This window comes from Pseudomonas sp. GW531-T4, from assembly GCF_017349615.1.
GTDB classification, from domain to species: domain Bacteria; phylum Pseudomonadota; class Gammaproteobacteria; order Pseudomonadales; family Pseudomonadaceae; genus Aquipseudomonas; species Aquipseudomonas chlororaphis_I.
Window position 1 is genome coordinate 97,757 of the sequence record NZ_JACMZT010000012.1, and the last position, 20,895, is coordinate 118,651.

Here is a 20,895-nt window from a genome sequence, read left to right on the forward strand (position 1 = left end):
CGCGGCTTGCCCGCGATGCTTTCAGAGGAATAACGCAATGCGTGTGTGGATCGATGCCGACGCCTGCCCCAAGGCGGCGAAGGACCAGGTGGTGAGGTTTGCCCTCAAGCGTCAGTTCGAGTTGGTGCTGGTGGCGGGGCAGCCGCAGATCAAGCCGGCCTTTGCCTGCGTCAAGCTGATCGTGGTGCCCAGCGGCCCGGATGCGGCCGACGACTACCTGGTGGAACACGCGGTGCCGGGCGAACTGGTGATCTGCAGCGACGTGCCCCTGGCCGACCGCCTGGTGAAGAAAGGCGTCGCCGCCCTCGACCCGCGGGGCAAGGAATTCGATGCGCAGAACATGGGTGAGCGGCTGGCGGTGCGTAACCTGTTTACCGATCTGCGCGAGCAGGGGCAGGTCGGTGGTGGGCCAGGCGCTTATGGGGACCGCGAGAAGCAGGCCTTCGCCAATGCCCTGGACCGCATCCTGACGCGGCTGGCGCGCCAGGCCTGACGATTCCCGCGAGGCGAGGGCGCTTGCCGGCTCGCCACGGTTTTTGGATTACTCGTCGTTTTCGTGGGTCAGTTCCAGCACCCGATCCACCAGCTTATTGATCCCCGCCGCCGCTTCGCTGATGGACTGCGCGAGCATGTAGGCCGGGGTGCTGACCAGCTTGCGTGCCTTGTCCTCGATGATGTCGCCGACGGCGCACTCTGTGTGGGTCGCACCCATCTTGCTGACGGCGGCTGCGGTATCGGCGTCGTTGCCGATGGTGCAGGTGACGCCCGGGCCGTAGATCTTCGCCGCCAAGGCCGGCGAGATGCAGATCAGGCCCACCGGCTTGCCGGCTTCGGCGAAGGCTTCGGTCAGCGCCAGGACATCCGGCTGGACCGTGCAACCGGCCCCTTCCACGGCGAAGTTGGAGAGGTTTTTCGCCGCGCCAAAACCGCCCGGCACGATCAGCGCGTCGAAGTCTTCGGCGTCGGCCTCACGAATGTCTTTCACCTGGCCACGGGCGATGCGCGCCGATTCCACCAGGACATTGCGCGACTCGGGCATCTCTGCGCCGGTCAGGTGGTTGATCACATGCAGCTGGGCGATGTTCGGGGCGAAGCACTGCACCTGGGCGCCACGCTGGTCCAGGCGCAGCAGGGTGATGACGCTTTCGTGGATCTCGGCACCGTCATAGACGCCACAGCCGGAAAGGATCACTGCAACTTTTTTGCTCATGGTTTTTTCTCCAGATTCATGGCGTTAAATGTCCACTAATTTGTCGCCCGTTGCCATAGGGTTATCCCGCCGCCCGACCTAATCTTCGATCAGGATTCCGATCAGGTCGTGTCATGAATTTCATTCTTTATGCAGTGCCGTTCTTCTTTGTGCTGATCGCCCTCGAGCTGCTGGTCGACCGCTGGCGGGGGGTGAACAACTATCGGGTCGCGGACGCCATCAACAGCCTCAGCACCGGGGCCTTGTCGACCACCACCGGGCTGCTGACCAAGGGCGTCGGCCTGGTGACCTACGCCTTTGCCCTGGAACACCTGGGGATCTTCAGCCTGTCGGCCGAGAGCGCCTGGGTCTGGGTGTTCGCCTTTGTCCTCTACGACTTCTGCTACTACTGGCTGCACCGCATGGGCCATGAGCGCAACATTCTCTGGGCGGCGCATTCGGTGCATCACCAGAGCGAGGATTACAACCTCTCCACGGCGCTGCGCCAGACCAGCACCGGCTTCCTGCTGAGCTGGATCTTCTACCTGCCGATGGCCGTGCTGGGGGTGCCGCTGCTGGTGTTTGTCAGCGTGGGGGCGTTGAACCTGCTGTATCAGTTCTGGGTGCACACCCGGCACATTCCCAAGCTCGGCTGGTTCGAATGGTTTTTTGTCTCGCCGTCCAATCATCGGGCCCACCATGCACAGAACGCTCTCTACATGGATCGCAACTACGGCGGCGTGTTCATTATTTGGGACCGGCTGTTCGGCACCTTTCAGGAGGAGGACGACAACGAGCCGGTGATCTTCGGCGTCACCACGCCCCTGGCCAGCTGGAACCCGGTGTGGGCCAACCTGCAGTTCTATGCCCAGTTGCTGGACGATGCGCGGCGTACCGAGCGCGTTTGGGACAAGCTGCGGATCTGGCTCATGCGTACCGGCTGGCGCCCGGCGGATGTGGCGGCCAAATACCCGCTGCGCAAGCCGGACCTGAGCCAGTTCCGCAAGTTCGAGGTGCCGCTGGATGTCTGGCAGCAGGGGTATGTGGTGTTGCAGTTCGCGGTGTACGCCGCCTTTGGCAGCTACCTGATGAACCTGGGCGACAGCCTGCCGGTCGCGGCCCTGGTGCTGGGCTGGAGCGCCATGGCCTTCGGTCTGTTCGTGCTGGGGGTGGCGCTGGAGGATCGCCCGTGGGCGCTGAAGATGGAGTCGCTGCGGCTGGCGTCGAACCTGCCGCTGGTGTGGCTGGCGCCCCTGGTCGGGCTATGGCCGGCCAGCGCCTTGGGCTGGGTCGGCCTGATCAGTTACAGCCTGCTCAGTGGCATTGCGCTTTACTGCTGCCGGGGCCGCCTTACTCGACTGGCGTCTTAGACTTGCAGCAATCGTTCTGCTTGACCTGTTCGGCTTCGTAGATCGCCTTGGCCAGCCGCGCATTCTTGAAGCGGCGGCGCAGCCACAGGGCAAAGCCCAGGACCAGCAAGGCGCCGAGCACCCAGAGTTCGTATTTCTTGATGCTGCCCAGCATGCCTTCGAGCACGGCGCCGAAGTGATAGGCCGCGGCGGCCAGGGCGGCGGCCCAGATCGCCGCGCCAATGCCGTTGAGCAACAGATAACGTCCCGGCGGATACCCCGACAGGCCGATGGCCACCGGCATCACGGTGCGCAGGCCGTAGACGAAGCGGAAGCTCAGCACCCAGATGTCCGGATGCTTGCGGATATGCTCCAGCGCCCGATCGCCCATCAATTGCCAGCGCGGCTTGCGCGCCAGGAGCTTGCGCCCGTGCTTGCGTCCCAGGAAGTACCACAGCTGGTCGCCGGCATAGCTGCCGAAGAAGGCCACGACCACCACCAGGTTGATGTCCATGTATCCGCGAAACGCGAGAAAGCCGGCCAGAACCAGGATGGTCTCGCCTTCGAAGAATGTGCCGAGAAAGAGGGCGAAGTAGCCGAATTCCTGAAGAAATTGTTGGAGCATTGTCTGGATGCTGGCGAAATGAACGCGCAGCCTAACCCTTCGAGCCCATGGAGGAAAGTATCCAAATGTGTCTCGACGTGAACAAATGCTGGCTGGACAATAGCTGCGACTACCGGTCACAGGGTTAAGCACAACTGTCATCCGTTCGTCATAATGGGCGCTTATAACTGTCACGCTCGCCCGCCTGCGCGGGCTCAGGAGTCTGTCGTGAGCTTTACCCCAGCCAACCGTTTGTTTCCTGCCACCCGCCTGCGTCGCAATCGTCGGGATGATTTTTCTCGTCGCCTGGTTCGTGAAAACGTCCTGACCACCGATGACCTGATCCTGCCGGTATTCGTGCTCGACGGTGAGAATCGCCGGGAAGCGGTGGCGTCGATGCCGGGCGTCGAACGCCTGACCATCGACCTGCTGCTGGAGGAAGCGGCGCAGTGGGTCGAGCTGGGGATTCCCGCGCTGGCGTTGTTCCCGGTGACCCCGGCGGAGCTCAAGTCGCTGGACGCCGCCGAAGCCTGGAACCCGAACGGCATTGCCCAGCGCGCCACCCGCGCGCTGCGTGAGTGTTTCCCCGAGCTGGGGGTGATCACCGACGTGGCGCTCGACCCGTTCACCACTCACGGCCAGGACGGCATCCTCGACGAAGAAGGCTATGTGCAGAACGACATCACCGTCGACGCGCTGGTCAAGCAAGCCCTGTCCCATGCCGAAGCCGGCGCCCAGGTGGTCGCGCCTTCGGACATGATGGACGGCCGCATCCAGGCGATCCGCGAAGCCCTGGAGCTGGCCGGGCACGTCAACGTGCGGATCATGGCCTATTCGGCCAAGTACGCCAGCGCCTATTACGGCCCGTTCCGCGACGCGGTCGGTTCGGCGCTGAACCTGGGCAAGGCCAACAAGGCCTCCTACCAGATGGACCCGGCCAACAGCCACGAAGCCCTGCATGAAGTGGCCGTCGACCTCGCCGAAGGCGCAGACATGGTCATGGTCAAGCCGGGCATGCCCTACCTGGACATCCTTTTGCGGGTCAAGGATGAATTCAAGGTGCCGACCTTTGTCTATCAGGTCAGCGGCGAATACGCCATGCACATGGCGGCGATCCAGAATGGCTGGTTGAGCGAAGGGGTTATCCTCGAGTCCTTGACCGCCTTTAAACGCGCGGGTGCCGATGGCATCCTGACTTACTTTGCCGTTCGTGCTGCTCAATTGTTACGAGAGCAAAAATAGCCCTCCCAGGAACACGCGATGAATACCGAAGGACTCACTGAAGTTGCCGTAAAAGAAGCTCAACCCGTGGTCGAGCAGGTTGTTGAAACACCACCGGAGCTGGAAGCCCCGCCGGTGCAAGCGGACGCGCCGCATGTGGCGATGCCGACCCTGGTCATCCCGAGCCTGGATGACAGCAGCCTGTATATCCATCGCGAGCTGTCGCAACTGCAGTTCAACATCCGCGTGCTGGAACAGGCGCTGGACGAGTCCTACCCGTTGCTGGAGCGCCTGAAGTTCCTGCTGATCTTCTCCAGCAACCTGGACGAGTTCTTCGAGATCCGCGTCGCCGGCCTGAAGAAGCAGATTACCTTCGCCCGTGAACAGGCCGGTGCCGATGGCCTGCAACCGCACCAGGCCCTGGCGCGCATCAGCGACCTGGTGCACGGTCACGTCGACCGCCAGTACGCGATCCTCAACGACATTCTGTTGCCGGAGCTGGAGAAACATCAGGTCCGCTTCATCCGTCGCCGTTACTGGACCACCAAGCTCAAGACCTGGGTCCGTCGTTACTTCCGCGACGAGATCGCGCCGATCATCACCCCGATCGGCCTCGACCCTACGCACCCGTTCCCGCTGCTGGTGAACAAGAGCCTGAACTTCATCGTCGAACTCGAAGGGATCGACGCCTTCGGCCGCGATTCCGGCCTGGCGATCATCCCGGCGCCGCGCCTGCTGCCGCGGATCATCAAGGTGCCGGAAGAAGTCGGCGGCCCTGGCGACAACTATGTATTCCTCTCGTCGATGATCCACGCCCACGCCGATGACCTGTTCCAGGGCATGAAGGTAAAGGGCTGCTATCAGTTCCGCCTGACCCGCAACGCCGACCTGGCGGTGGACACCGAGGACGTCGAAGACCTGGCCCGCGCCCTGCGCGGCGAGCTGTTCTCCCGTCGTTACGGCGATGCGGTGCGTCTGGAAGTGGCCGACACCTGTCCGAAACACCTGTCCGACTACCTGCTCAAGCAGTTCAACCTGAGCGAGACCGAGCTGTACCAGGTCAACGGTCCGGTGAACCTGACGCGTCTGTTCAGCATCACCGGCCTGGACAGCCATCCGGAGCTGCAATACACGCCGTTCACCCCGCAGATTCCCAAGCTGCTGCAGAACAGCGAGAACATCTTCAGCGTGATCAGCAAGCAGGACATCCTGCTGCTGCACCCGTTCGAGTCCTTCACTCCGGTGGTCGACCTGCTGCGCCAGGCGGCCAAGGACCCGCACGTGCTGGCGGTGCGCCAGACCCTGTACCGCAGCGGCGCCAACTCGGAAATCGTCGATGCGCTGGTGGACGCGGCGCGTAACGGCAAGGAAGTCACCGCGGTGATCGAGCTGCGCGCGCGTTTCGACGAAGAGTCCAACCTGCAACTGGCCAGCCGCCTGCAAGCGGCCGGCGCGGTGGTGATCTACGGCGTGGTCGGCTTCAAGACCCACGCCAAGATGATGCTGATCCTGCGTCGCGAATCCGGTGAGATCGTGCGCTATGCCCACCTGGGCACCGGCAACTACCACGCCGGCAACGCCCGCCTGTACACCGACTACAGCCTGCTGACCTCCGACGATGCCTTGTGCGAAGACGTCGGCAAGCTCTTCAGCCAGTTGATCGGCATGGGCAAGACCCTGCGCATGAAGAAGCTGCTGCATGCGCCCTTCACCCTGAAGAAGGGCATGCTCGACATGATCGCCCGGGAGACCCAGTTCGCCCTGGACGGCAAGCCGGCGCACATCATCGCCAAGTTCAACTCGCTGACCGATCCGAAGATCATCCGCGCGCTGTACAAGGCCAGCCAGTCGGGCGTGCGCATCGATCTGGTGGTGCGGGGCATGTGCTGCCTGCGTCCGGGGATCGCCGGCGTGTCGCACAACATCCATGTGCGTTCGATCATCGGTCGCTTCCTGGAGCACACCCGGGTGTTCTATTTCCTCAATGGCGGCGAGGAGCAGATGTTCCTGTCCAGCGCCGACTGGATGGAGCGCAACCTCGACAAGCGTGTCGAGACCTGCTTCCCGGTCGAGGGCAAGAAGCTGATCCTGCGGGTCAAGAAGGAGCTGGAAAGTTATCTCACCGATAACACCCACAGCTGGAGCCTGCAGTCGGACGGCCGCTACATCCGCAACACGCCGACCGGCAACCAGAACCCGCGCAGCGCCCAGGCCACATTGCTGGAGCGCCTGAGCAACCCGGTGCTGGCGGTGCGCTGAGCACCTCAGGTGCCGCCAACAAAAAGGCCAGCCCGAACATCGGGCTGGCCTTTTTGTTGTTATATCGCTTGGCTGGGGATTGTAGGAGCCGGCTTGCCGGCGAGGCGTCCTCAAGGCTGATGCAGGGCTCGAGGGCCTCTTCGCCGGCAAGCCGGCTCCTACGCAGAGATCAGTGCACGTTGAGGGTGATGCCGACCCGGGTCAGCCATTCCGCTTCCAGGGCGAAGTCGGCCTGGGTCAGCTGGTTCTCGTCCAGCCAGTTTGCCGGGAACATCACCTCCAGGCTGTCGCCGGCGGCGTGCAGCTTTACCTGGGGCATTTCCTGGGTGCCGCGGATGTGGTGGAACAGGATGGCGAAACGCAGCAGCACGCACAGGCGGATCAGCTTGCTGCCTTCCTCGCCGAATTCGGCGAACTTGTCCTTGGGAATGTTGCGGCGGTGACCGCGTACCAGTAGCGCGAGCATTTGCTGGTCTTCGCGGGAGAAGCCGGCAAGGTCCGAGTGCTCGATCAGGTAGGCGCCATGCTTGTGGTAATGGTAGTGGGCGATGTCCAGGCCCACTTCATGGACCTTGGCGGCCCAGCCCAACAGTTCGCGCCAGACGCCGTCCTCCAGGTCCCAGTCCTCGGCCACCTGGTCGAAGGCGTGGAGCGCCTTGCGCTCGACCCGGGCAGCCTGTTCCAGGTCGACGTGATAGCGCTCCATCAGCGAGCCAAGGGTGCGCTCGCGCACGTCTTCGTGGTGATGGCGGCCCAGCAGGTCGTAGAGCACGCCTTCGCGCAGGGCGCCTTCGCAATGGTCCATGCGCTGCAGTTCGAGGGCGTCGAAGATGGCTTCGAGAATCGCCAGGCCGGCCGGGAAGATCGCCCGGCGATCCGGCTTGATGCCTTCGAAGTCGATTTTCTCTACGTCGCCCAGCTTGAACAACCGGCGCTTGAGCCAGGCCAGGCCTTCGGCGTTGACTTCACCGCTGCCGTGGCCGCCGGCCTTGAGCGCCAGGCCGATGGCGCGGATGGTACCCGAGGAGCCGATGGCTTCATCCCAGGTCAGGCGATGCAGGGCGTGTTCGATGCTCATGATTTCCAGGCGCGCCGCAGTGTAGGCCTGGGCGTAGCGCGCCGGGGTGATCTTGCCGTCGCGGAAATAGCGCTGGGTGAAGCTGACGCAGCCCATCTGCAGGCTTTCGCGCAGCAGCGGCTCGAAGCGCTGGCCGATGATGAATTCGGTACTGCCGCCGCCGATGTCGGCGACCAGGCGTTTGCCCGGGGTGTCGGCGAGGGTATGGGACACGCCCAGGTAGATGAGGCGGGCTTCTTCACGACCGGAGATGACTTCCACCGGGTGGCCGAGGATCTCCTCGGCGCGGCGGATGAATTCGCCGCGGTTGCGGGCTTCGCGCAGGGCGTTGGTGCCGACGATACGCACCGCGCCCAAGGGCATGCCGTTGATCAGTTGGGCGAAGCGCTTCAGGCAATCGAGCCCGCGCTGCATGGATTCTTCGTTGAGTTGACGGTCTTCGTCGATCCCTGCGGCCAACTGCACCTTTTCACCGAGCCGCTCGAGAATGCGGATTTCATTATGGTGAGCCTTGGCCACGACCATGTGAAAGCTGTTGGAGCCCAGGTCGATGGCGGCGATCAGGGACAGATTCTTGGCTTGGGTTTGCGGCATGGTTTGGGGGTCTCGGTCGATAACCTTGCCATCCTGCCACGATCAATCGCTCGCGCCAACGCGCAGTGTCCAATGCGTTGATTCAACGCATGAATCCTTGCGCCACAGCTCCTGTAGCCGCTGCCGCAGGCTGCGCAGCAGGCGCTGTTCTTGAAGGCCCAGGAAGGCCCTGCGGGCCTTATCGCAGCCTGCGGCAGCGGCTCCAGTCAGCATCAAGCGCTTTCGTTGGTCCCGATGAAGTTCGCCAGCTCCGGCGTCTGCGGGTTGGCGAATAGCACTTTCGGGTCGCCCACTTCATGCACCTTGCCCTGGTGCATGAACACCAGCTTGTCGCCCACTTCCCGGGCAAAACGCATCTCGTGGGTCACCATGATCAGGGTCATGCCGTCCTTGGCCAGCTGGCGCACCACGCTCAGGACTTCGTTGACCAGTTCCGGGTCGAGGGCCGAGGTGATCTCGTCGCACAGCAGCACCTTGGGCGACATGGCCAGGGCCCGGGCAATCGCTACCCGCTGCTGCTGGCCGCCGGACAAACGGTCGGGGAAGGCGTCGAACTTCTCCTCCAGGCCGACCCGTTTCAGCATCTCGCGCGCCAGTTCGGCGGCCTTGGCCTTGGGCACCTTTTGCACCACTTGCGGCGCGAGCATGACGTTCTCGCCGACGGTCAGGTGTGGGAACAGGTTGAACTGCTGGAACACCATGCCGACCTTCTGCCGCAGGCTGCGCAGGTCGGCGCGGGCGGCGTCGAGGTATTCGCCGTCGACTTCGATGACCCCGTCGTTGATCGACTCCAGGCCGTTGAGGGTGCGCAGCAAAGTGCTCTTGCCCGAGCCGCTGCGGCCGATGATCGCCACCACCTGGCCTTCCTCGATACTGAGGTCGATGCCCTTGAGCACATGATGGTCGCCGTAATATTTATGCAGGGCGGAAATTCTAAGCAGAGGCATGCAGTCTCCTTTCCAGGTAGCGCGCACTGAGGGACAGGGGGTAGCACAGCAAGAAGTAACCGAGCGCCACCAGGCCGTAGACCATGAAGGGCTCGAAGGTGGCGTTGGCGAGCATGCCGCCGGTCTTGGTCAGCTCGGTGAAGCCGATGATCGAGGTCACCGCGGTGCCTTTGACCACCTGCACCGAAAAGCCCACGGTGGGCGCCACGGCGATCCGCAGAGCTTGTGGCAGGATCACATGGCGCAGCTGTTCATAAGGGTTGAGCGCCAGGCTGGAGGAGGCTTCCCACTGGCCGTTGGGGATCGAGTCGACGCAGCCGCGCCAGATCTCCGCCAGGTAGGCGCTGGTGAACAGCGTCAGGGCGATGGCCGCCGCCAGCCAGGGCGAGATATCCACACCCAGCAGGGCGATGCCGAAGAACACCAGGAACAGCTGCATCAACAGCGGCGTGCCCTGGAACAGCTCGATGTACAGGCGGGCGAAATGGCTGGGGAAAGCCTTCTTGGAAATGCGCAGGGTCATGATCAGCAAGCCGATCAGGCCTCCGCCGACAAAGGCCACCAGCGACAGCAGCAGGGTCCATTGCAGGCCGGTCAGCAGGTTGCGCACGATGTCCCAGAAGCTGAAATCACTCATTGGCTGCTCCTCGCGATATAGCGGCGCCCGACCCAGTTCAGCAGCTGCCGGATCAGCAGGGCCATGCACAGGTAGATCAGCGTGGTCAGGGCGTAGGTTTCAAAGGCGCGGAAGTTGCGCGACTGAATGAAGTTGGCGGCGAAGCTCAGCTCCTCGGTGGCGATCTGCGAACACACCGCCGAACCGAGCATGACGATGATGATCTGGCTGCTCAGGGCCGGCCACACCTTGCCCAGCGCCGGCAGCAACACCACGTGGCGGAAGGCTTCCAGGCGGGTCATGGCCAGGGCCGCCGCGGCTTCCAGCTGGCCGCGGGGGATGGCCTGGATGCCGGCGCGGATGATTTCCGTGGAGTACGCGCCCAGGTTGATCACCATTGCCAGCACTGCCGCCTGCCACTCGGAAATCTGCAGCCCCAGGGACGGCAGGCCAAAGAAGATGAAGAACAGCTGCACCAGGAACGGGGTGTTGCGGATCAGCTCGACGTAGACGCCGAAGAGGGCCGAGAAGGGCTGGATCTTCCAGGCCCGCACCACCGCGCCGACGATGCCCAGGCCGACCCCGAGCAGCGCGCCGATGGCGGTCAGCTCAAGGGTGAACAGGGCGCCGCGCAGCAGCAGGCCGGTGTTTTCCAGCACCGGTAGAAAGTCGAACTGATAAGCCATGGATAACCTCCGCGACCGCGATCAGAGGCCAGCCGGCAACGGCTGCTTGAGCCACAGCTGGGCGTTCTTTTCCAGGCTGCCGTCGGCCTTGGCGGTGGTGAGGATCTGGTTGACCTTGTCCAGCAGCTCCGGCTGGTTCTTGTTCACGCCGACATAGACCGGGGAATCCTTGAGCTTGACCTTCATCGCCGGGATGCGTTTCGGGTTGCGCTCGCTGATGGCGACCATCACCACGTTGCCGCTGGCGATCAGGTCGACCTGGCCGGCCAGGTAGGCGGCGATGGTCGAGTTGTTGTCCTCGAAGCGCTTGATGGTCACGCCTTGCGGGGCCACGGCGGTCAGCTCGATGTCTTCGATGGCGCCACGGGTGACGCTGATGGTCTTGCCCTTGAGGTCGTCGAGGGTGGCGATTGGCGCCTCGGGTGGGCCGAATACCGCCAGGTAGAAGGGTGCGTAGGCCTGGGAGAAGTCGATGACCTTCTCGCGCTCCGGATTCTTGCCGAGGCTGGAGATCACCAGGTCGACCTTGCCGGTGGTCAGGAACGGAATGCGGTTGGTGCTGTTGACCGGTGTCAGTTCGAGCTTGACCTTGAGCTGGTCGGCCAGCAGTTTCGCGGTGTCGATATCCAGGCCGCGGGGTTTCATGTCCGGACCGACCGAGCCGAACGGCGGGAAATCCTGGGGCACGGCCACCTTGAGGGTGCCACGGGCGACGACATCGTCCAGGCCGTTGGCGTGGGCGGGCATCTGACTCAGCATCAGACTGGCAAACAGGGCAGAGAGCAGGGCGCTGAAACGCTTGGTCATGGCAAATCTCCGGATTCACGGGAAGTGATTTCTGCGCAGCGACACAGCACAGGCCGTGCCAAGCGCCGGTAAAAGCCCTGGAGTGCTGGGTTTTGCTGGTTTTGTTCGGTCTTACTGGTCTGAACAGTTGTTGGCGTTTCTGCCCCCTTATCGAGCGTCCGGCGATGCGCCCGAACCCCCTTGGGGCACGACTTGCCGGGCTCGGCGAATAGCTTTACAACTAGCTTTTTCCTGGACCGGCCAGCCTGAATTTTATGAACTCGATCTCCCGCGCCGTACCCGAGGTGGCGCTGCAAGCCATCCGCCAATTGATCAACGAGCGCGGCTTCGGCCCGGGCGATGCGCTGCCGTCGCAGCGCGATCTGGCCGTGCAGCTGGGGGTCAGCCGGGCCTCGTTGCGCGAGGCGCTGTCATCCTTGAGTGCCCTGGGCGTGATCAGCGTGCAGCCCGGCAAGGGCGTGTTCGTGCAGGCCGCGGAGTCGCCGGTCAATGGCGCGGGGCTGAGCTGGCCGTTCGCGGCCCAGGCCTCGCCGACGGATATCTTCCAACTGCGTTACGCCCTGGAAGGCTTCGCCGCGGGGCTGGCGGCCGTGACCCTGACCGCCGACGAGCTGGATGCGCTGCAGGACAATGTCGAGACCATGCGCAACGAGCTGCGGGCGGCGGATTTCGAGGCGGCGGCGCGGCTGGACTTCGAGTTTCACCAGAAGATCCTGCAGGCCAGCGGCAATCAGGCAATGGTGAGCATTCTCAGTACCAGCGCCGAGATCTTCCTGGAGAGCCAGAAACTACCGTTCATCCGGCCCGAGCGGGCCATGGAAACCTGGCAGGAGCACCGCAAGATCCTGCGCGGGCTGGCCCGGCATGCCTCTGGAGCGGCGCAGAAGGCCATGCAGGAGCATGTGCGCGGCGCGGCGTTGCGCACCGGAATCGCCTTTGTCACCCCCGCATAGTTTCCAGTTGAGCTATACCCAAATTCATCGGGCACCATAGCGAGAGTCAATCAACTCCGGCTTCCTGAACGCGGGAAGGGCGGCTATGATGGGCCACGTTTTTTTGCTTACAACCTGGAGACTTCCATGAGCAGCGATCTTATCAAACACGTTAGCGACGCTAGCTTCGAGGCTGACGTACTCAAGGCCGAAGGCGCTGTACTGGTCGACTACTGGGCTGAGTGGTGCGGCCCATGCAAAATGATCGCTCCGGTCCTGGACGAAATCGCTGAAACCTACAAAGGCAAGCTGACCGTTGCCAAGCTGAACATCGACGAAAACCAGGAAACCCCGGCCAAGCATGGCGTGCGTGGTATCCCGACGCTGATGCTGTTCAAGAACGGCAACGTCGAAGCCACCAAGGTCGGCGCACTGTCCAAGTCGCAACTGGCTGCTTTCCTCGACGCCAACATCTAAGCGTCGTTGTAAATCGCATCAAAAAAGCCCCGTAAATAGCGGGGCTTTTTCATTATTCAGGGCTAGACGCTCAGAAACTCAGGTGTTACATTCGGCCCCGCACTGGTTTCTCCTCTGCCCCCTGCAAGCCGTCGCCGACGCTCTCCTTTTCGAATAAGTACGCGATCCTGTCGCCTTCTCCGCGGCGCGGCATCATTAAGCCAAAAGCTTAATTTCCCCCCTCCATAAATGATTACGTCATTCCTATATGAATCTGACTGAACTCAAGCAAAAGCCGATTACCGAACTGCTCGAATTGGCCGAACAGATGGGCATAGAAAATATGGCCCGTTCGCGCAAGCAGGACGTGATTTTCTCCCTGCTGAAAAAGCACGCTAAAAGCGGCGAGGAAATCTCCGGTGATGGCGTGCTGGAGATCCTCCAGGACGGCTTCGGCTTTCTTCGCTCCTCCGACGCCTCCTATCTGGCCGGCCCAGACGATATCTACGTCTCCCCGAGCCAGATCCGTCGTTTCAACTTGCGCACCGGTGACACCATCGTTGGCAAGATCCGCCCTCCAAAGGAAGGCGAGCGTTACTTCGCACTGCTGAAGGTCGACACGATCAACTACGATCGTCCCGAGAACGCGAAGAACAAGATCCTGTTCGAAAACCTGACGCCGCTGTTCCCGACCGTGCGCATGAAGATGGAAGCCGGCAACGGTTCCACCGAAGACCTGACCGGTCGTGTCATCGACCTGTGCGCCCCGATCGGTAAAGGCCAGCGCGGTCTGATCGTTGCTCCGCCGAAAGCGGGCAAGACCATCATGCTGCAGAACATCGCGTCGAACATCACCCGCAACAACCCAGAAGTTCATCTGATCGTGCTGCTGATCGACGAACGTCCGGAAGAAGTGACCGAGATGCAGCGCACCGTGCGCGGCGAAGTGGTCGCCTCCACCTTCGACGAACCGCCAACCCGCCACGTGCAGGTTGCCGAGATGGTGATCGAGAAGGCCAAGCGCCTGGTCGAACACAAGAAGGACGTGGTGATCCTGCTCGACTCCATCACCCGCCTGGCTCGTGCCTACAACACCGTGATCCCGAGCTCCGGCAAGGTGCTGACCGGTGGTGTCGATGCCCACGCCCTGGAAAAACCGAAGCGTTTCTTCGGCGCCGCGCGGAACATCGAAGAAGGCGGCTCGCTGACCATCATTGCCACCGCGCTGGTTGAAACCGGCTCGAAGATGGACGAAGTGATCTACGAAGAGTTCAAGGGCACCGGCAATATGGAGCTGCCTCTGGACCGCAAGATCGCCGAGAAGCGTGTATTCCCGGCCATCAACATCAACCGTTCCGGCACCCGCCGCGAAGAGTTGCTGACCGCCGACGACGAGCTGCAGCGCATGTGGATCCTGCGCAAGCTGCTGCATCCTATGGATGAAGTCGCCGCCATCGAGTTCCTGGTCGACAAGCTGAAACAGACCAAGACCAACGATGAGTTCTTCCTGTCGATGAAACGCAAGTAAGTCGAGCGGGACCGCAAAAGCCGGGGAAACCCGGCTTTTTGCTATCTGATTATTGATGAACGGCAGTTCACTGTTCTGAACAGTCGGGTTCGGCGCTAAACTGCCAGCCCCGAACGCCACGGCCAAAACGAGGCTCACGCATGCAGTATCGCGACTTGCGCGACTTTATCAGCGGTCTGGAACAGCGCGGCGAACTCAAGCGCATCCAGGTTCCGGTGTCCCCAGTGCTGGAAATGACCGAGGTCTGCGATCGCACCTTGCGTGCCAAAGGTCCGGCCCTGCTGTTTGAAAAGCCCACCGGCTACGACATTCCGGTGCTGGGCAACCTGTTCGGCACCCCGGAGCGCGTGGCGCTGGGCATGGGCGCCGAAGCGGTCAGCGAACTGCGGGAAATCGGCAAGCTGCTGGCCTTCCTCAAGGAGCCCGAGCCGCCCAAGGGACTGAAGGATGCCTGGTCCAAGCTGCCGATCTTCCGCAAGATCATTTCCATGGCGCCAAAAGTCGTCAAGGACGCGATCTGCCAGGAAGTGGTCATCGAAGGCGATGACGTCGACCTGGCGATGCTGCCGGTGCAGACCTGCTGGCCGGGCGATGTCGGCCCGCTGATCACCTGGGGCCTGACCGTCACCAAGGGCCCGAACAAGGACCGGCAGAACCTCGGGATCTATCGCCAGCAGGTGATCGGTCGCAACAAGGTGATCATGCGCTGGTTGAGCCACCGTGGCGGCGCGCTGGATTACCGCGAGTGGTGCGAGAAGCACCCGGGCCAGCCGTTCCCGGTATCCGTGGCCCTGGGAGCCGACCCGGCGACCATCCTCGGCGCCGTGACGCCGGTGCCGGACAGCCTCTCCGAATACGCCTTCGCCGGCCTGCTGCGGGGCAACCGCACCGAGCTGGTGAAATGCCGTGGCAACGACCTGCAAGTGCCGGCCACCGCGGAAATCATCCTGGAAGGGGTGATTCATCCGGGCGAGATGGCCGATGAAGGCCCGTATGGCGACCACACCGGCTACTACAACGAAGTCGACAGCTTCCCGGTGTTCACCGTCGAGCGCATCACCCACCGGATCAAGCCGATCTACCACAGCACCTACACCGGTCGTCCGCCGGATGAGCCGGCGATTCTCGGCGTGGCGCTGAACGAAGTATTCGTGCCTATCCTGCAGAAGCAGTTCCCGGAAATCACCGACTTCTACCTGCCGCCCGAAGGCTGCTCGTACCGCATGGCGGTGGTGACCATGAAGAAGCAGTACCCCGGCCACGCCAAGCGGGTAATGCTCGGTGTCTGGTCGTTTTTGCGACAGTTCATGTACACCAAGTTCGTTATCGTCACTGACGACGATATCAACGCGCGCGACTGGAACGACGTGATCTGGGCCATCACCACGCGCATGGACCCCAAGCGCGACACGGTGATGATCGATAACACGCCGATCGACTACCTCGACTTCGCCTCGCCGGTCTCCGGCCTGGGTTCGAAGATGGGGCTCGATGCCACGCATAAGTGGCCCGGTGAAACCACTCGCGAGTGGGGCCGGGTGATCGTCAAGGATGAGGCGGTGACTCGCCGGATCGATGCCATCTGGAATCAGTTAGGAATAGATTGATGCGTGTAACCTTGCAGCCCTCCGGAGCGGTGCTTGAGACGCTGCCCGGCGAGCGGATTCTCGATGCGGCGCGGCGCCTGGGCTATGAATGCCCGCAAAGCTGCCGCAATGGCAACTGTCATGTGTGCTGTGCCTTGCTGGTGGAGGGCAGGGTCCTGCAGGCCGGCGATGTGCGCGATCACGGCGAGTTCTACACTTGCATTGCAGAGCCGCTGGAAGACTGCATCGTGCTGTGGGATGGCGTCCTTGCGCTGGGAGAGCTGCCGGTGCGCAGTCTGTCGTGTCAGGTCACCGAGTGTCTGGAAGTCGGCGGCGATGTCTGGCGGGTCCGCCTGCGGGCGCCGGCCGGCAAGCCACCGCGTTATCACGCCGGCCAGTACCTGATGCTCGAACGGGAGAATGGCGAGAAATCGGCGTTCTCCCTGGCCTCGGCACCGCACGCCGGGCGCGAGCTGGAGCTGCACGTACTGGTGCGTGAAAGCAGTGCACAAAACCTGATCGAACAGCTGCAGCGCAATGGCAACGTGCGCATCGAGCTGCCGTTTGGCGATACCCACCTGGCTGAGCTGCCGGACGGGCCGCTGGTGCTGATCGCCGCCGGCACCGGCATGGCGCAGATGCACAGCCTGATCGAGCATTGCCGGGCCAAGGGCTTCAAATACCCGGTGCACCTGTACTGGGGTGTGCGCCGGCCGGACGACTTCTACCAGATCGAACACTGGGACGAATGGAAGAAGCTGCCCAACCTGTTCCTGCACAAGGTGGTCAGCGACCTCTGTGGCTGGGAAGGGCGCTGCGGCATGCTGCACGAGGCGGTGAGCGAGGACATTGCCGACCTGTCGGCGGTGCATGTCTACGCCAGCGGCTCGCCAGCGATGATCTACGCGACCCTGGACGCGCTGGTCGAAGCGGGCATGGATGCGCACCAGATGCGCGCCGATGTATTTGCCTACGCTCCTCGGTCCTGAGTTCTCGGGACTGTCCCTCGTTATAACTTCCTATATAGCCCATCGGTATTTATTTAATTAGATAAATGCCGGTAGGTTATATGCCACGCATTATTGAAAGTTAAAACTCTTCGATGGCACTTAACTTGCCTTGAAACACTTGAAACATATGTGTCTTGGAGTTACAGCCGTGCGTTCTATTAAGTAATTCTTTATACGCGGGGAGCCGAACGCTATTCGCCATGACAGCCATTGAATCCAGTTTTTTGAATCTGGCTTACCCTCCGCGGCTCGACCTGGGGCCGCAGCTCACCCACGAACAGCTCCTCAGCTCGATGCAGTCCACCATGGCACGCCACAAGGGCGGGCCGGTCTGGTTGTTTGCCTACGGTTCGCTGATCTGGCGCCCCGAATGTTCGGCGGTCGAGCGCATGCGCGGGCGAGTGCATGGCTACCATCGCGGCTTGTACCTGTGGTCCCATGAACACCGTGGCACGCCGGAGAAGCCGGGGCTGGTCTTTGGCCTGGATCGTGGCGGTTCCTGCAGCGGCTTCGCCTATCGCTTGCCGGAAGAACAGCTGGAAACTTCGCTGTATGCGCTGTGGCAGCGCGAGATGCCATACCCGTCCTATCGCCCGCACTGGCTCAACTGCCGTCTTGAAGACGGTAGCCGGGTTCAGGCCCTGGGGTTCGTTCTGGAGCGACACCTGCCCAGCTATGCCGGCAACCTGCCGGACCATGTGCTGAGCCAGGTATTTGAAAGCGCCTGCGGGCGCTACGGCACCACTCGCGATTATGTCGAGCAGACCGTGCACGCCCTGCGTAGCCACGCCATGCCAGACCGTAATCTGGAGGCGCGGCTCAAGCGCTGTAAGTCAGCAACACACTAGGCAATGGCTTCGCGGCTCTGGCTGGCGACCTGTTTGTGCCACAGGGTCGGGGCCAGGAAGGCCATCGACAGCAGGCAGGCGCCTACCAGCAGGACAAAACCGCCGTCCCAGCCGAAGTGGTCCACGGTGTAGCCCATCGCCGCGCTGGCCGCGACCGAGCCACCCAGGTAGCCGAACAGCCCGGTAAAGCCCGCGGCGGTGCCGGCGGCTTTCTTCGGCGCCAGTTCCAGGGCCTGCAGGCCGATCAGCATCACCGGGCCGTAGATCAGGAAGCCGATGGAGAACAGCGCGATCATGTCGATGGTCGGGTTGCCGGCCGGGTTCAGCCAGTACACCAGGGTCGCCACGGTCACCAGCGCCATGAACACCATGCCGGTCAGGCCACGGTTGCCACGGAAGATCTTGTCCGACATCCAGCCGCATAGCAGGGTGCCCGGAATCCCCGCCCACTCGTAGAAGAAGTACGCCCATGAGGTTTTATCCACGGTGAAGTGCTTGGCTTCCTTGAGGTAGGTCGGCGCCCAGTCCAGTACACCGTAGCGCAGCAGGTAGACGAAGACGTTGGCCATGGCGATGTACCAGAGCATTTTGTTGCGCAGCACGTATTTGACGAAGATTTCCTTGGCGCTGAATTCTTCTTCGTGGCTGGCGTCGTAGCCTTCCGGGTAGTCGTTCTTGTATTTCTCGATTGGCGGCAGGCCGACCGATTGCGGGGTGTCGCGCATGGTGACGAAGGCGAACAGCGCCACCATCAAGGCCACGGCGGCCGGGACGTAGAACGCCGCGTGCCAGTCGTTGAACCAGCCCATGCCGAGCAGGAACAGCGGGCCGATCAGGCCGCCGCCGACGTTGTGCGCAACGTTCCATACCGAAACCACGCCGCCGCGTTCCTTCTGCGACCACCAGTGCACCATGGTCCGCCCGCTTGGCGGCCAGCCCATGCCCTGGGCCCAACCGTTGATGAACAGCAGGATGAACATCATGGTCACGCTGGACGTGGCCCAGGGTGCGAAACCGAAAATGAACATCACCCCGGCCGACACCAGCAGGCCGAAGGGCAGGAAGTAGCGCGGGTTGGAGCGGTCGGACACCAAGCCCATGAGGAACTTGGACAGGCCGTAGGCGATGGCGATCGCCGACATGGCCAGGCCCAGCTGACCGCGGGTGTAACCCTCTTCGATCAGGTACGGCATGGCCAGGGAGAAGTTCTTGCGCAGCAGGTAGTAGCCGGCGTAGCCGATGAAGATCCCGGCGAAGATCTGCCAGCGCAGGCGGCGGTAGGTGCTGTCTATTTTTTCGTCAGGCAGGGGCGCCTGGTGTGCGGCAGGTCGAAAGAAAGCAAACATTCAAGAGCTCCAAATTTCTTGTTTTGACTGCGGATGCGAATGTTACAGTTTCGTTACCGAAAATAGCACTGCATCTTATCTGGGAGCACGCAACACAGGAGCATTTGCATGTTCTTTTACGAACATGTCGCTTAAAGATAAGCAGGGGGCGTTTCTGGTGCCGGCGGCTGCGGCGGGTGGGAGAAGAGCTTGCTCACGATAAACAGGTTCATCCGGTTATTGCGAGCAGGCTCCGATAGAGCGCAGGGGCTTCAGCGAACCTGGACCACCACCTTGCCCACCGCCTTGCGCTGGCCAAGATCGTTGATGGCGCTGGCGGCATTGCTCAGCGGATAGACCTGCGAGACCAGCGGTTTCAACTTGCCTTCGGCGAACCAGCCGAACAACTGCTGGAAGTTCGCCGCGTTGTCCTGGGGCTGGCGCTGGGCGAACGAACCCCAGAACACACCCACCACCGCGGCGCCCTTGAGCAGCGTCAGGTTGACCGGCAGCTCGGGAATGCGTCCGCTGGCAAAACCCACCACCAGCAGCCGGCCGTTCCAGGCGATGGAGCGGATGGCCTGGTCGAACAGGTCGCCGCCGACCGGGTCGTAGATCACGTCGGCGCCCTGGCCGTCGGTCAGGCGCTTGACCTCGTCCTTCAGGCTGGTTTCGCTGTAGTTGATCAACTCATCGGCGCCGGCGGCCTTGGCCACCGCGAGTTTCTCGGCGCTGCTGGCGGCGGCGATGACCCGGGCGCCCATGGCCTTGCCGATTTCCACCGCCGCCAGGCCGACACCGCCAGAAGCGCCGAGTACCAGCAGGGTTTCACCCGGTTGCAGGTTGCCGCGTTGCTTGAGGGCATGCATCGAGGTGCCGTAGGTCATGCTGAAGGCGGCAGCGGTATTGAAGTCCATCGACGCTGGAATCGGCAGGACGTTGTAGCCCGGCACCGCCACTTCCTCGGCAAAGCTGCCCCAGCCGGTCAGCGCCATGACCCGGTCGCCGACCTTGAGGTGGCTCACCTTCTCGCCGACAGCGCCGACCACTCCCGCGGCCTCGCCACCGGGCGAGAACGGGAAGGGTGGCTTGAACTGGTATTTGCCCTCGATGATCAGCGTGTCCGGGAAGTTCACCCCGGCTGCGTGCACCTGCAGCAGGATTTCGTTCTTCTTCGGTACAGGACTCGCGACGTCTTCCAGCACCAGCGTTTCGGCGGGGCCGAAGGCTTTGCACAGCACGGCTTTCATCAGGGCTATTCCTTTGGGAGTGATGGCCGATAAGTGTAGGTGGGTGAATAACGCGGTCAACGAGCATGCCCCGGCCTGATAACCAGCCATAAGCTTTGTGCTTGGGCTCAGGCAGAGGGGCCTTTATGCTAGACCGCCTACCGGATAAGGAGCGAATTGTGAAAGCGTGGATCATGTTGATGCTGGCCCTGTCTCTGCCCATGGCAGCCATGGCCGAGGAAGCCAAAGAGGGCGAAGCACCGAAAGTCAGTTACATCAGCCTGACCCCGCCGTTCGTGGGCAACTACGGGCTGGATGGCGGCCCGAAGCTCAAGGTCTACAAGGCTGACGTCGCCCTGCGGGTGACCGGCGATGCCGCCGCCCAGGCGGTGAGGGCCAACGAGCCGTTGATCCGCAACCAGTTGGTGGCGCTGTTCGCCCAGCAGACCACGGAAACCATGAACAACGTCGAAGCCAAGGAAAAGCTGCGCCAGGAAGCCCTGAAGCAGACCCAGCAGGTGATGAACGACGAAACCGGCAAGCCGGTGGTGGAAGACCTGCTGTTCAACAACCTGATCATCCAGTAACGCTGGATCCGTAGGAGCGAGGCTTGCCCGCGATAGCGATATCG

20 protein-coding genes are annotated in these 20,895 nt (G+C 62.4%); 11 read left to right on the forward strand and 9 right to left on the reverse strand.

The window, feature by feature from the left end:
- Positions 1 to 37: 37 nt before the first annotated feature.
- A complete protein-coding gene (locus J4D28_RS12415) occupies positions 38 to 493 on the forward strand; it encodes a YaiI/YqxD family protein (RefSeq protein WP_016703198.1) in 456 nt (151 codons plus the stop codon).
- 48 nt (positions 494 to 541) lie between these two features.
- On the opposite strand, the gene elbB is transcribed toward J4D28_RS12415, so the two are convergent.
- Entirely contained in the window at positions 542 to 1,210 is a 669-nt protein-coding gene (elbB, locus tag J4D28_RS12420) for an isoprenoid biosynthesis glyoxalase ElbB (RefSeq protein ID WP_101283906.1), read from the reverse strand.
- A gap of 113 nt (positions 1,211 to 1,323) precedes the next feature.
- On the opposite strand from elbB, the gene J4D28_RS12425 reads away from it, so the two are divergent.
- Positions 1,324 to 2,559, forward strand: a complete 1,236-nt coding sequence (locus J4D28_RS12425; RefSeq protein WP_103330865.1) for a sterol desaturase family protein — start codon at positions 1,324 to 1,326, stop codon at positions 2,557 to 2,559.
- Here J4D28_RS12425 and J4D28_RS12430 read toward each other — a convergent pair.
- Positions 2,540 to 3,163, reverse strand: a complete 624-nt coding sequence (locus J4D28_RS12430; protein WP_041985046.1) for a DedA family protein — start codon at positions 3,161 to 3,163, stop codon at positions 2,540 to 2,542. The two genes, J4D28_RS12425 and J4D28_RS12430, sit on opposite strands and share 20 nt — an antisense overlap.
- 207 nt (positions 3,164 to 3,370) lie before the next feature.
- Between J4D28_RS12430 and hemB the strand changes: the two genes are divergently transcribed.
- Together hemB and ppk1 are read left to right on the forward strand one after the other, a co-directional pair.
- Positions 3,371 to 4,384, forward strand: coding sequence for a porphobilinogen synthase (hemB, locus tag J4D28_RS12435; RefSeq protein WP_103330866.1), 1,014 nt, complete (start codon positions 3,371 to 3,373; stop codon positions 4,382 to 4,384).
- Positions 4,385 to 4,402: 18 nt separating this feature from the next.
- Positions 4,403 to 6,622 carry a polyphosphate kinase 1 gene (ppk1, locus tag J4D28_RS12440; protein WP_009051422.1) on the forward strand — a complete coding sequence of 740 codons (2,220 nt, stop codon included), beginning with the start codon at positions 4,403 to 4,405 and terminating at the stop codon, positions 6,620 to 6,622.
- A 169-nt stretch (positions 6,623 to 6,791) separates the two neighbouring features.
- Here the strand turns inward: ppk1 and ppx are convergent, their stop codons facing one another.
- The 5 genes from ppx to J4D28_RS12465 form a co-directional block, all read right to left on the reverse strand.
- A complete protein-coding gene (ppx, locus tag J4D28_RS12445) occupies positions 6,792 to 8,294 on the reverse strand; it encodes an exopolyphosphatase (protein ID WP_009051421.1) in 1,503 nt (500 codons plus the stop codon).
- A gap of 212 nt (positions 8,295 to 8,506) precedes the next feature.
- Positions 8,507 to 9,241: an amino acid ABC transporter ATP-binding protein gene (locus J4D28_RS12450; RefSeq protein WP_009051420.1), complete on the reverse strand. Its 735-nt coding sequence runs from the start codon at positions 9,239 to 9,241 to the stop codon at positions 8,507 to 8,509.
- Positions 9,228 to 9,878 carry an amino acid ABC transporter permease gene (locus J4D28_RS12455; protein WP_023967887.1) on the reverse strand — a complete coding sequence of 217 codons (651 nt, stop codon included), beginning with the start codon at positions 9,876 to 9,878 and terminating at the stop codon, positions 9,228 to 9,230. The genes J4D28_RS12450 and J4D28_RS12455 overlap by 14 nt, the downstream gene beginning before the upstream one ends.
- Positions 9,875 to 10,543, reverse strand: a complete 669-nt coding sequence (locus J4D28_RS12460) for an amino acid ABC transporter permease (RefSeq protein WP_007926722.1) — start codon at positions 10,541 to 10,543, stop codon at positions 9,875 to 9,877. Before J4D28_RS12460 ends, J4D28_RS12455 begins: the two co-directional genes overlap by 4 nt.
- Before the next feature lie 21 nt (positions 10,544 to 10,564).
- Positions 10,565 to 11,350 carry a transporter substrate-binding domain-containing protein gene (locus J4D28_RS12465; protein WP_028683681.1) on the reverse strand — a complete coding sequence of 262 codons (786 nt, stop codon included), beginning with the start codon at positions 11,348 to 11,350 and terminating at the stop codon, positions 10,565 to 10,567.
- 254 nt (positions 11,351 to 11,604) lie between these two features.
- On the opposite strand from J4D28_RS12465, the gene J4D28_RS12470 reads away from it, so the two are divergent.
- The 6 genes from J4D28_RS12470 (at position 11,605) to J4D28_RS12495 (ending at position 17,710) form a co-directional block, all read left to right on the forward strand.
- Entirely contained in the window at positions 11,605 to 12,303 is a 699-nt protein-coding gene (locus J4D28_RS12470) for a FadR/GntR family transcriptional regulator (protein ID WP_038635974.1), read from the forward strand.
- Positions 12,304 to 12,429: 126 nt separating this feature from the next.
- The gene (trxA, locus tag J4D28_RS12475; protein ID WP_003206727.1) at positions 12,430 to 12,759 is read left to right on the forward strand and encodes a thioredoxin TrxA; all 330 of its coding nucleotides are present in this window, start codon (positions 12,430 to 12,432) and stop codon (positions 12,757 to 12,759) included.
- A 247-nt stretch (positions 12,760 to 13,006) separates the two neighbouring features.
- Positions 13,007 to 14,266 (forward strand): transcription termination factor Rho, encoded by a 1,260-nt coding sequence (gene rho, locus J4D28_RS12480; RefSeq protein ID WP_007926725.1) that lies wholly within the window; start codon positions 13,007 to 13,009, stop codon positions 14,264 to 14,266.
- Between the two features lie 140 nt (positions 14,267 to 14,406).
- On the forward strand, positions 14,407 to 15,873 hold the full coding sequence (ubiD, locus tag J4D28_RS12485) for a 4-hydroxy-3-polyprenylbenzoate decarboxylase (protein ID WP_009046125.1): 1,467 nt from the start codon (positions 14,407 to 14,409) through the stop codon (positions 15,871 to 15,873).
- A complete protein-coding gene (locus J4D28_RS12490; protein WP_016703205.1) occupies positions 15,873 to 16,841 on the forward strand; it encodes a CDP-6-deoxy-delta-3,4-glucoseen reductase in 969 nt (322 codons plus the stop codon). The genes ubiD and J4D28_RS12490 overlap by 1 nt, the downstream gene beginning before the upstream one ends.
- Before the next feature lie 221 nt (positions 16,842 to 17,062).
- The gene (locus J4D28_RS12495) at positions 17,063 to 17,710 is read left to right on the forward strand and encodes a gamma-glutamylcyclotransferase (protein ID WP_009051415.1); all 648 of its coding nucleotides are present in this window, start codon (positions 17,063 to 17,065) and stop codon (positions 17,708 to 17,710) included.
- On the opposite strand, the gene glpT is transcribed toward J4D28_RS12495, so the two are convergent.
- Together glpT and J4D28_RS12505 are read right to left on the reverse strand one after the other, a co-directional pair.
- Complete coding sequence (gene glpT / locus J4D28_RS12500) at positions 17,707 to 19,056, reverse strand: glycerol-3-phosphate transporter (RefSeq protein WP_007926732.1); 1,350 nt, start codon at positions 19,054 to 19,056, stop codon at positions 17,707 to 17,709. The genes J4D28_RS12495 and glpT overlap by 4 nt on opposite strands.
- Before the next feature lie 251 nt (positions 19,057 to 19,307).
- On the reverse strand, positions 19,308 to 20,285 hold the full coding sequence (locus tag J4D28_RS12505) for an NADPH:quinone oxidoreductase family protein (RefSeq protein ID WP_103330867.1): 978 nt from the start codon (positions 20,283 to 20,285) through the stop codon (positions 19,308 to 19,310).
- A gap of 158 nt (positions 20,286 to 20,443) precedes the next feature.
- Between J4D28_RS12505 and J4D28_RS12510 the strand changes: the two genes are divergently transcribed.
- Positions 20,444 to 20,851: a flagellar basal body-associated protein FliL gene (locus tag J4D28_RS12510; protein WP_053270160.1), complete on the forward strand. Its 408-nt coding sequence runs from the start codon at positions 20,444 to 20,446 to the stop codon at positions 20,849 to 20,851.
- Positions 20,852 to 20,895 lie beyond the last annotated feature (44 nt).

What these genes read in the sequence shown, in the direction of transcription:
- J4D28_RS12415 (WP_016703198.1), top strand. Translation starts at nt 38, where the DNA reads ATGCGTGTGTGGATCGATGCCGACGCCTGCCCCAAGGCGGCGAAGGAC.
- elbB (WP_101283906.1), bottom strand. Translation starts at nt 1,210, where the DNA reads ATGAGCAAAAAAGTTGCAGTGATCCTTTCCGGCTGTGGCGTCTATGAC.
- J4D28_RS12425 (WP_103330865.1), top strand. Translation starts at nt 1,324, where the DNA reads ATGAATTTCATTCTTTATGCAGTGCCGTTCTTCTTTGTGCTGATCGCC.
- J4D28_RS12430 (WP_041985046.1), bottom strand. Translation starts at nt 3,163, where the DNA reads ATGCTCCAACAATTTCTTCAGGAATTCGGCTACTTCGCCCTCTTTCTC.
- ppk1 (WP_009051422.1), top strand. Translation starts at nt 4,403, where the DNA reads ATGAATACCGAAGGACTCACTGAAGTTGCCGTAAAAGAAGCTCAACCC.
- ppx (WP_009051421.1), bottom strand. Translation starts at nt 8,294, where the DNA reads ATGCCGCAAACCCAAGCCAAGAATCTGTCCCTGATCGCCGCCATCGAC.
- J4D28_RS12450 (WP_009051420.1), bottom strand. Translation starts at nt 9,241, where the DNA reads ATGCCTCTGCTTAGAATTTCCGCCCTGCATAAATATTACGGCGACCAT.
- J4D28_RS12455 (WP_023967887.1), bottom strand. Translation starts at nt 9,878, where the DNA reads ATGAGTGATTTCAGCTTCTGGGACATCGTGCGCAACCTGCTGACCGGC.
- J4D28_RS12460 (WP_007926722.1), bottom strand. Translation starts at nt 10,543, where the DNA reads ATGGCTTATCAGTTCGACTTTCTACCGGTGCTGGAAAACACCGGCCTG.
- J4D28_RS12465 (WP_028683681.1), bottom strand. Translation starts at nt 11,350, where the DNA reads ATGACCAAGCGTTTCAGCGCCCTGCTCTCTGCCCTGTTTGCCAGTCTG.
- J4D28_RS12470 (WP_038635974.1), top strand. Translation starts at nt 11,605, where the DNA reads ATGAACTCGATCTCCCGCGCCGTACCCGAGGTGGCGCTGCAAGCCATC.
- trxA (WP_003206727.1), top strand. Translation starts at nt 12,430, where the DNA reads ATGAGCAGCGATCTTATCAAACACGTTAGCGACGCTAGCTTCGAGGCT.
- rho (WP_007926725.1), top strand. Translation starts at nt 13,007, where the DNA reads ATGAATCTGACTGAACTCAAGCAAAAGCCGATTACCGAACTGCTCGAA.
- ubiD (WP_009046125.1), top strand. Translation starts at nt 14,407, where the DNA reads ATGCAGTATCGCGACTTGCGCGACTTTATCAGCGGTCTGGAACAGCGC.
- J4D28_RS12490 (WP_016703205.1), top strand. Translation starts at nt 15,873, where the DNA reads ATGCGTGTAACCTTGCAGCCCTCCGGAGCGGTGCTTGAGACGCTGCCC.
- J4D28_RS12495 (WP_009051415.1), top strand. Translation starts at nt 17,063, where the DNA reads ATGACAGCCATTGAATCCAGTTTTTTGAATCTGGCTTACCCTCCGCGG.
- glpT (WP_007926732.1), bottom strand. Translation starts at nt 19,056, where the DNA reads ATGTTTGCTTTCTTTCGACCTGCCGCACACCAGGCGCCCCTGCCTGAC.
- J4D28_RS12505 (WP_103330867.1), bottom strand. Translation starts at nt 20,285, where the DNA reads ATGAAAGCCGTGCTGTGCAAAGCCTTCGGCCCCGCCGAAACGCTGGTG.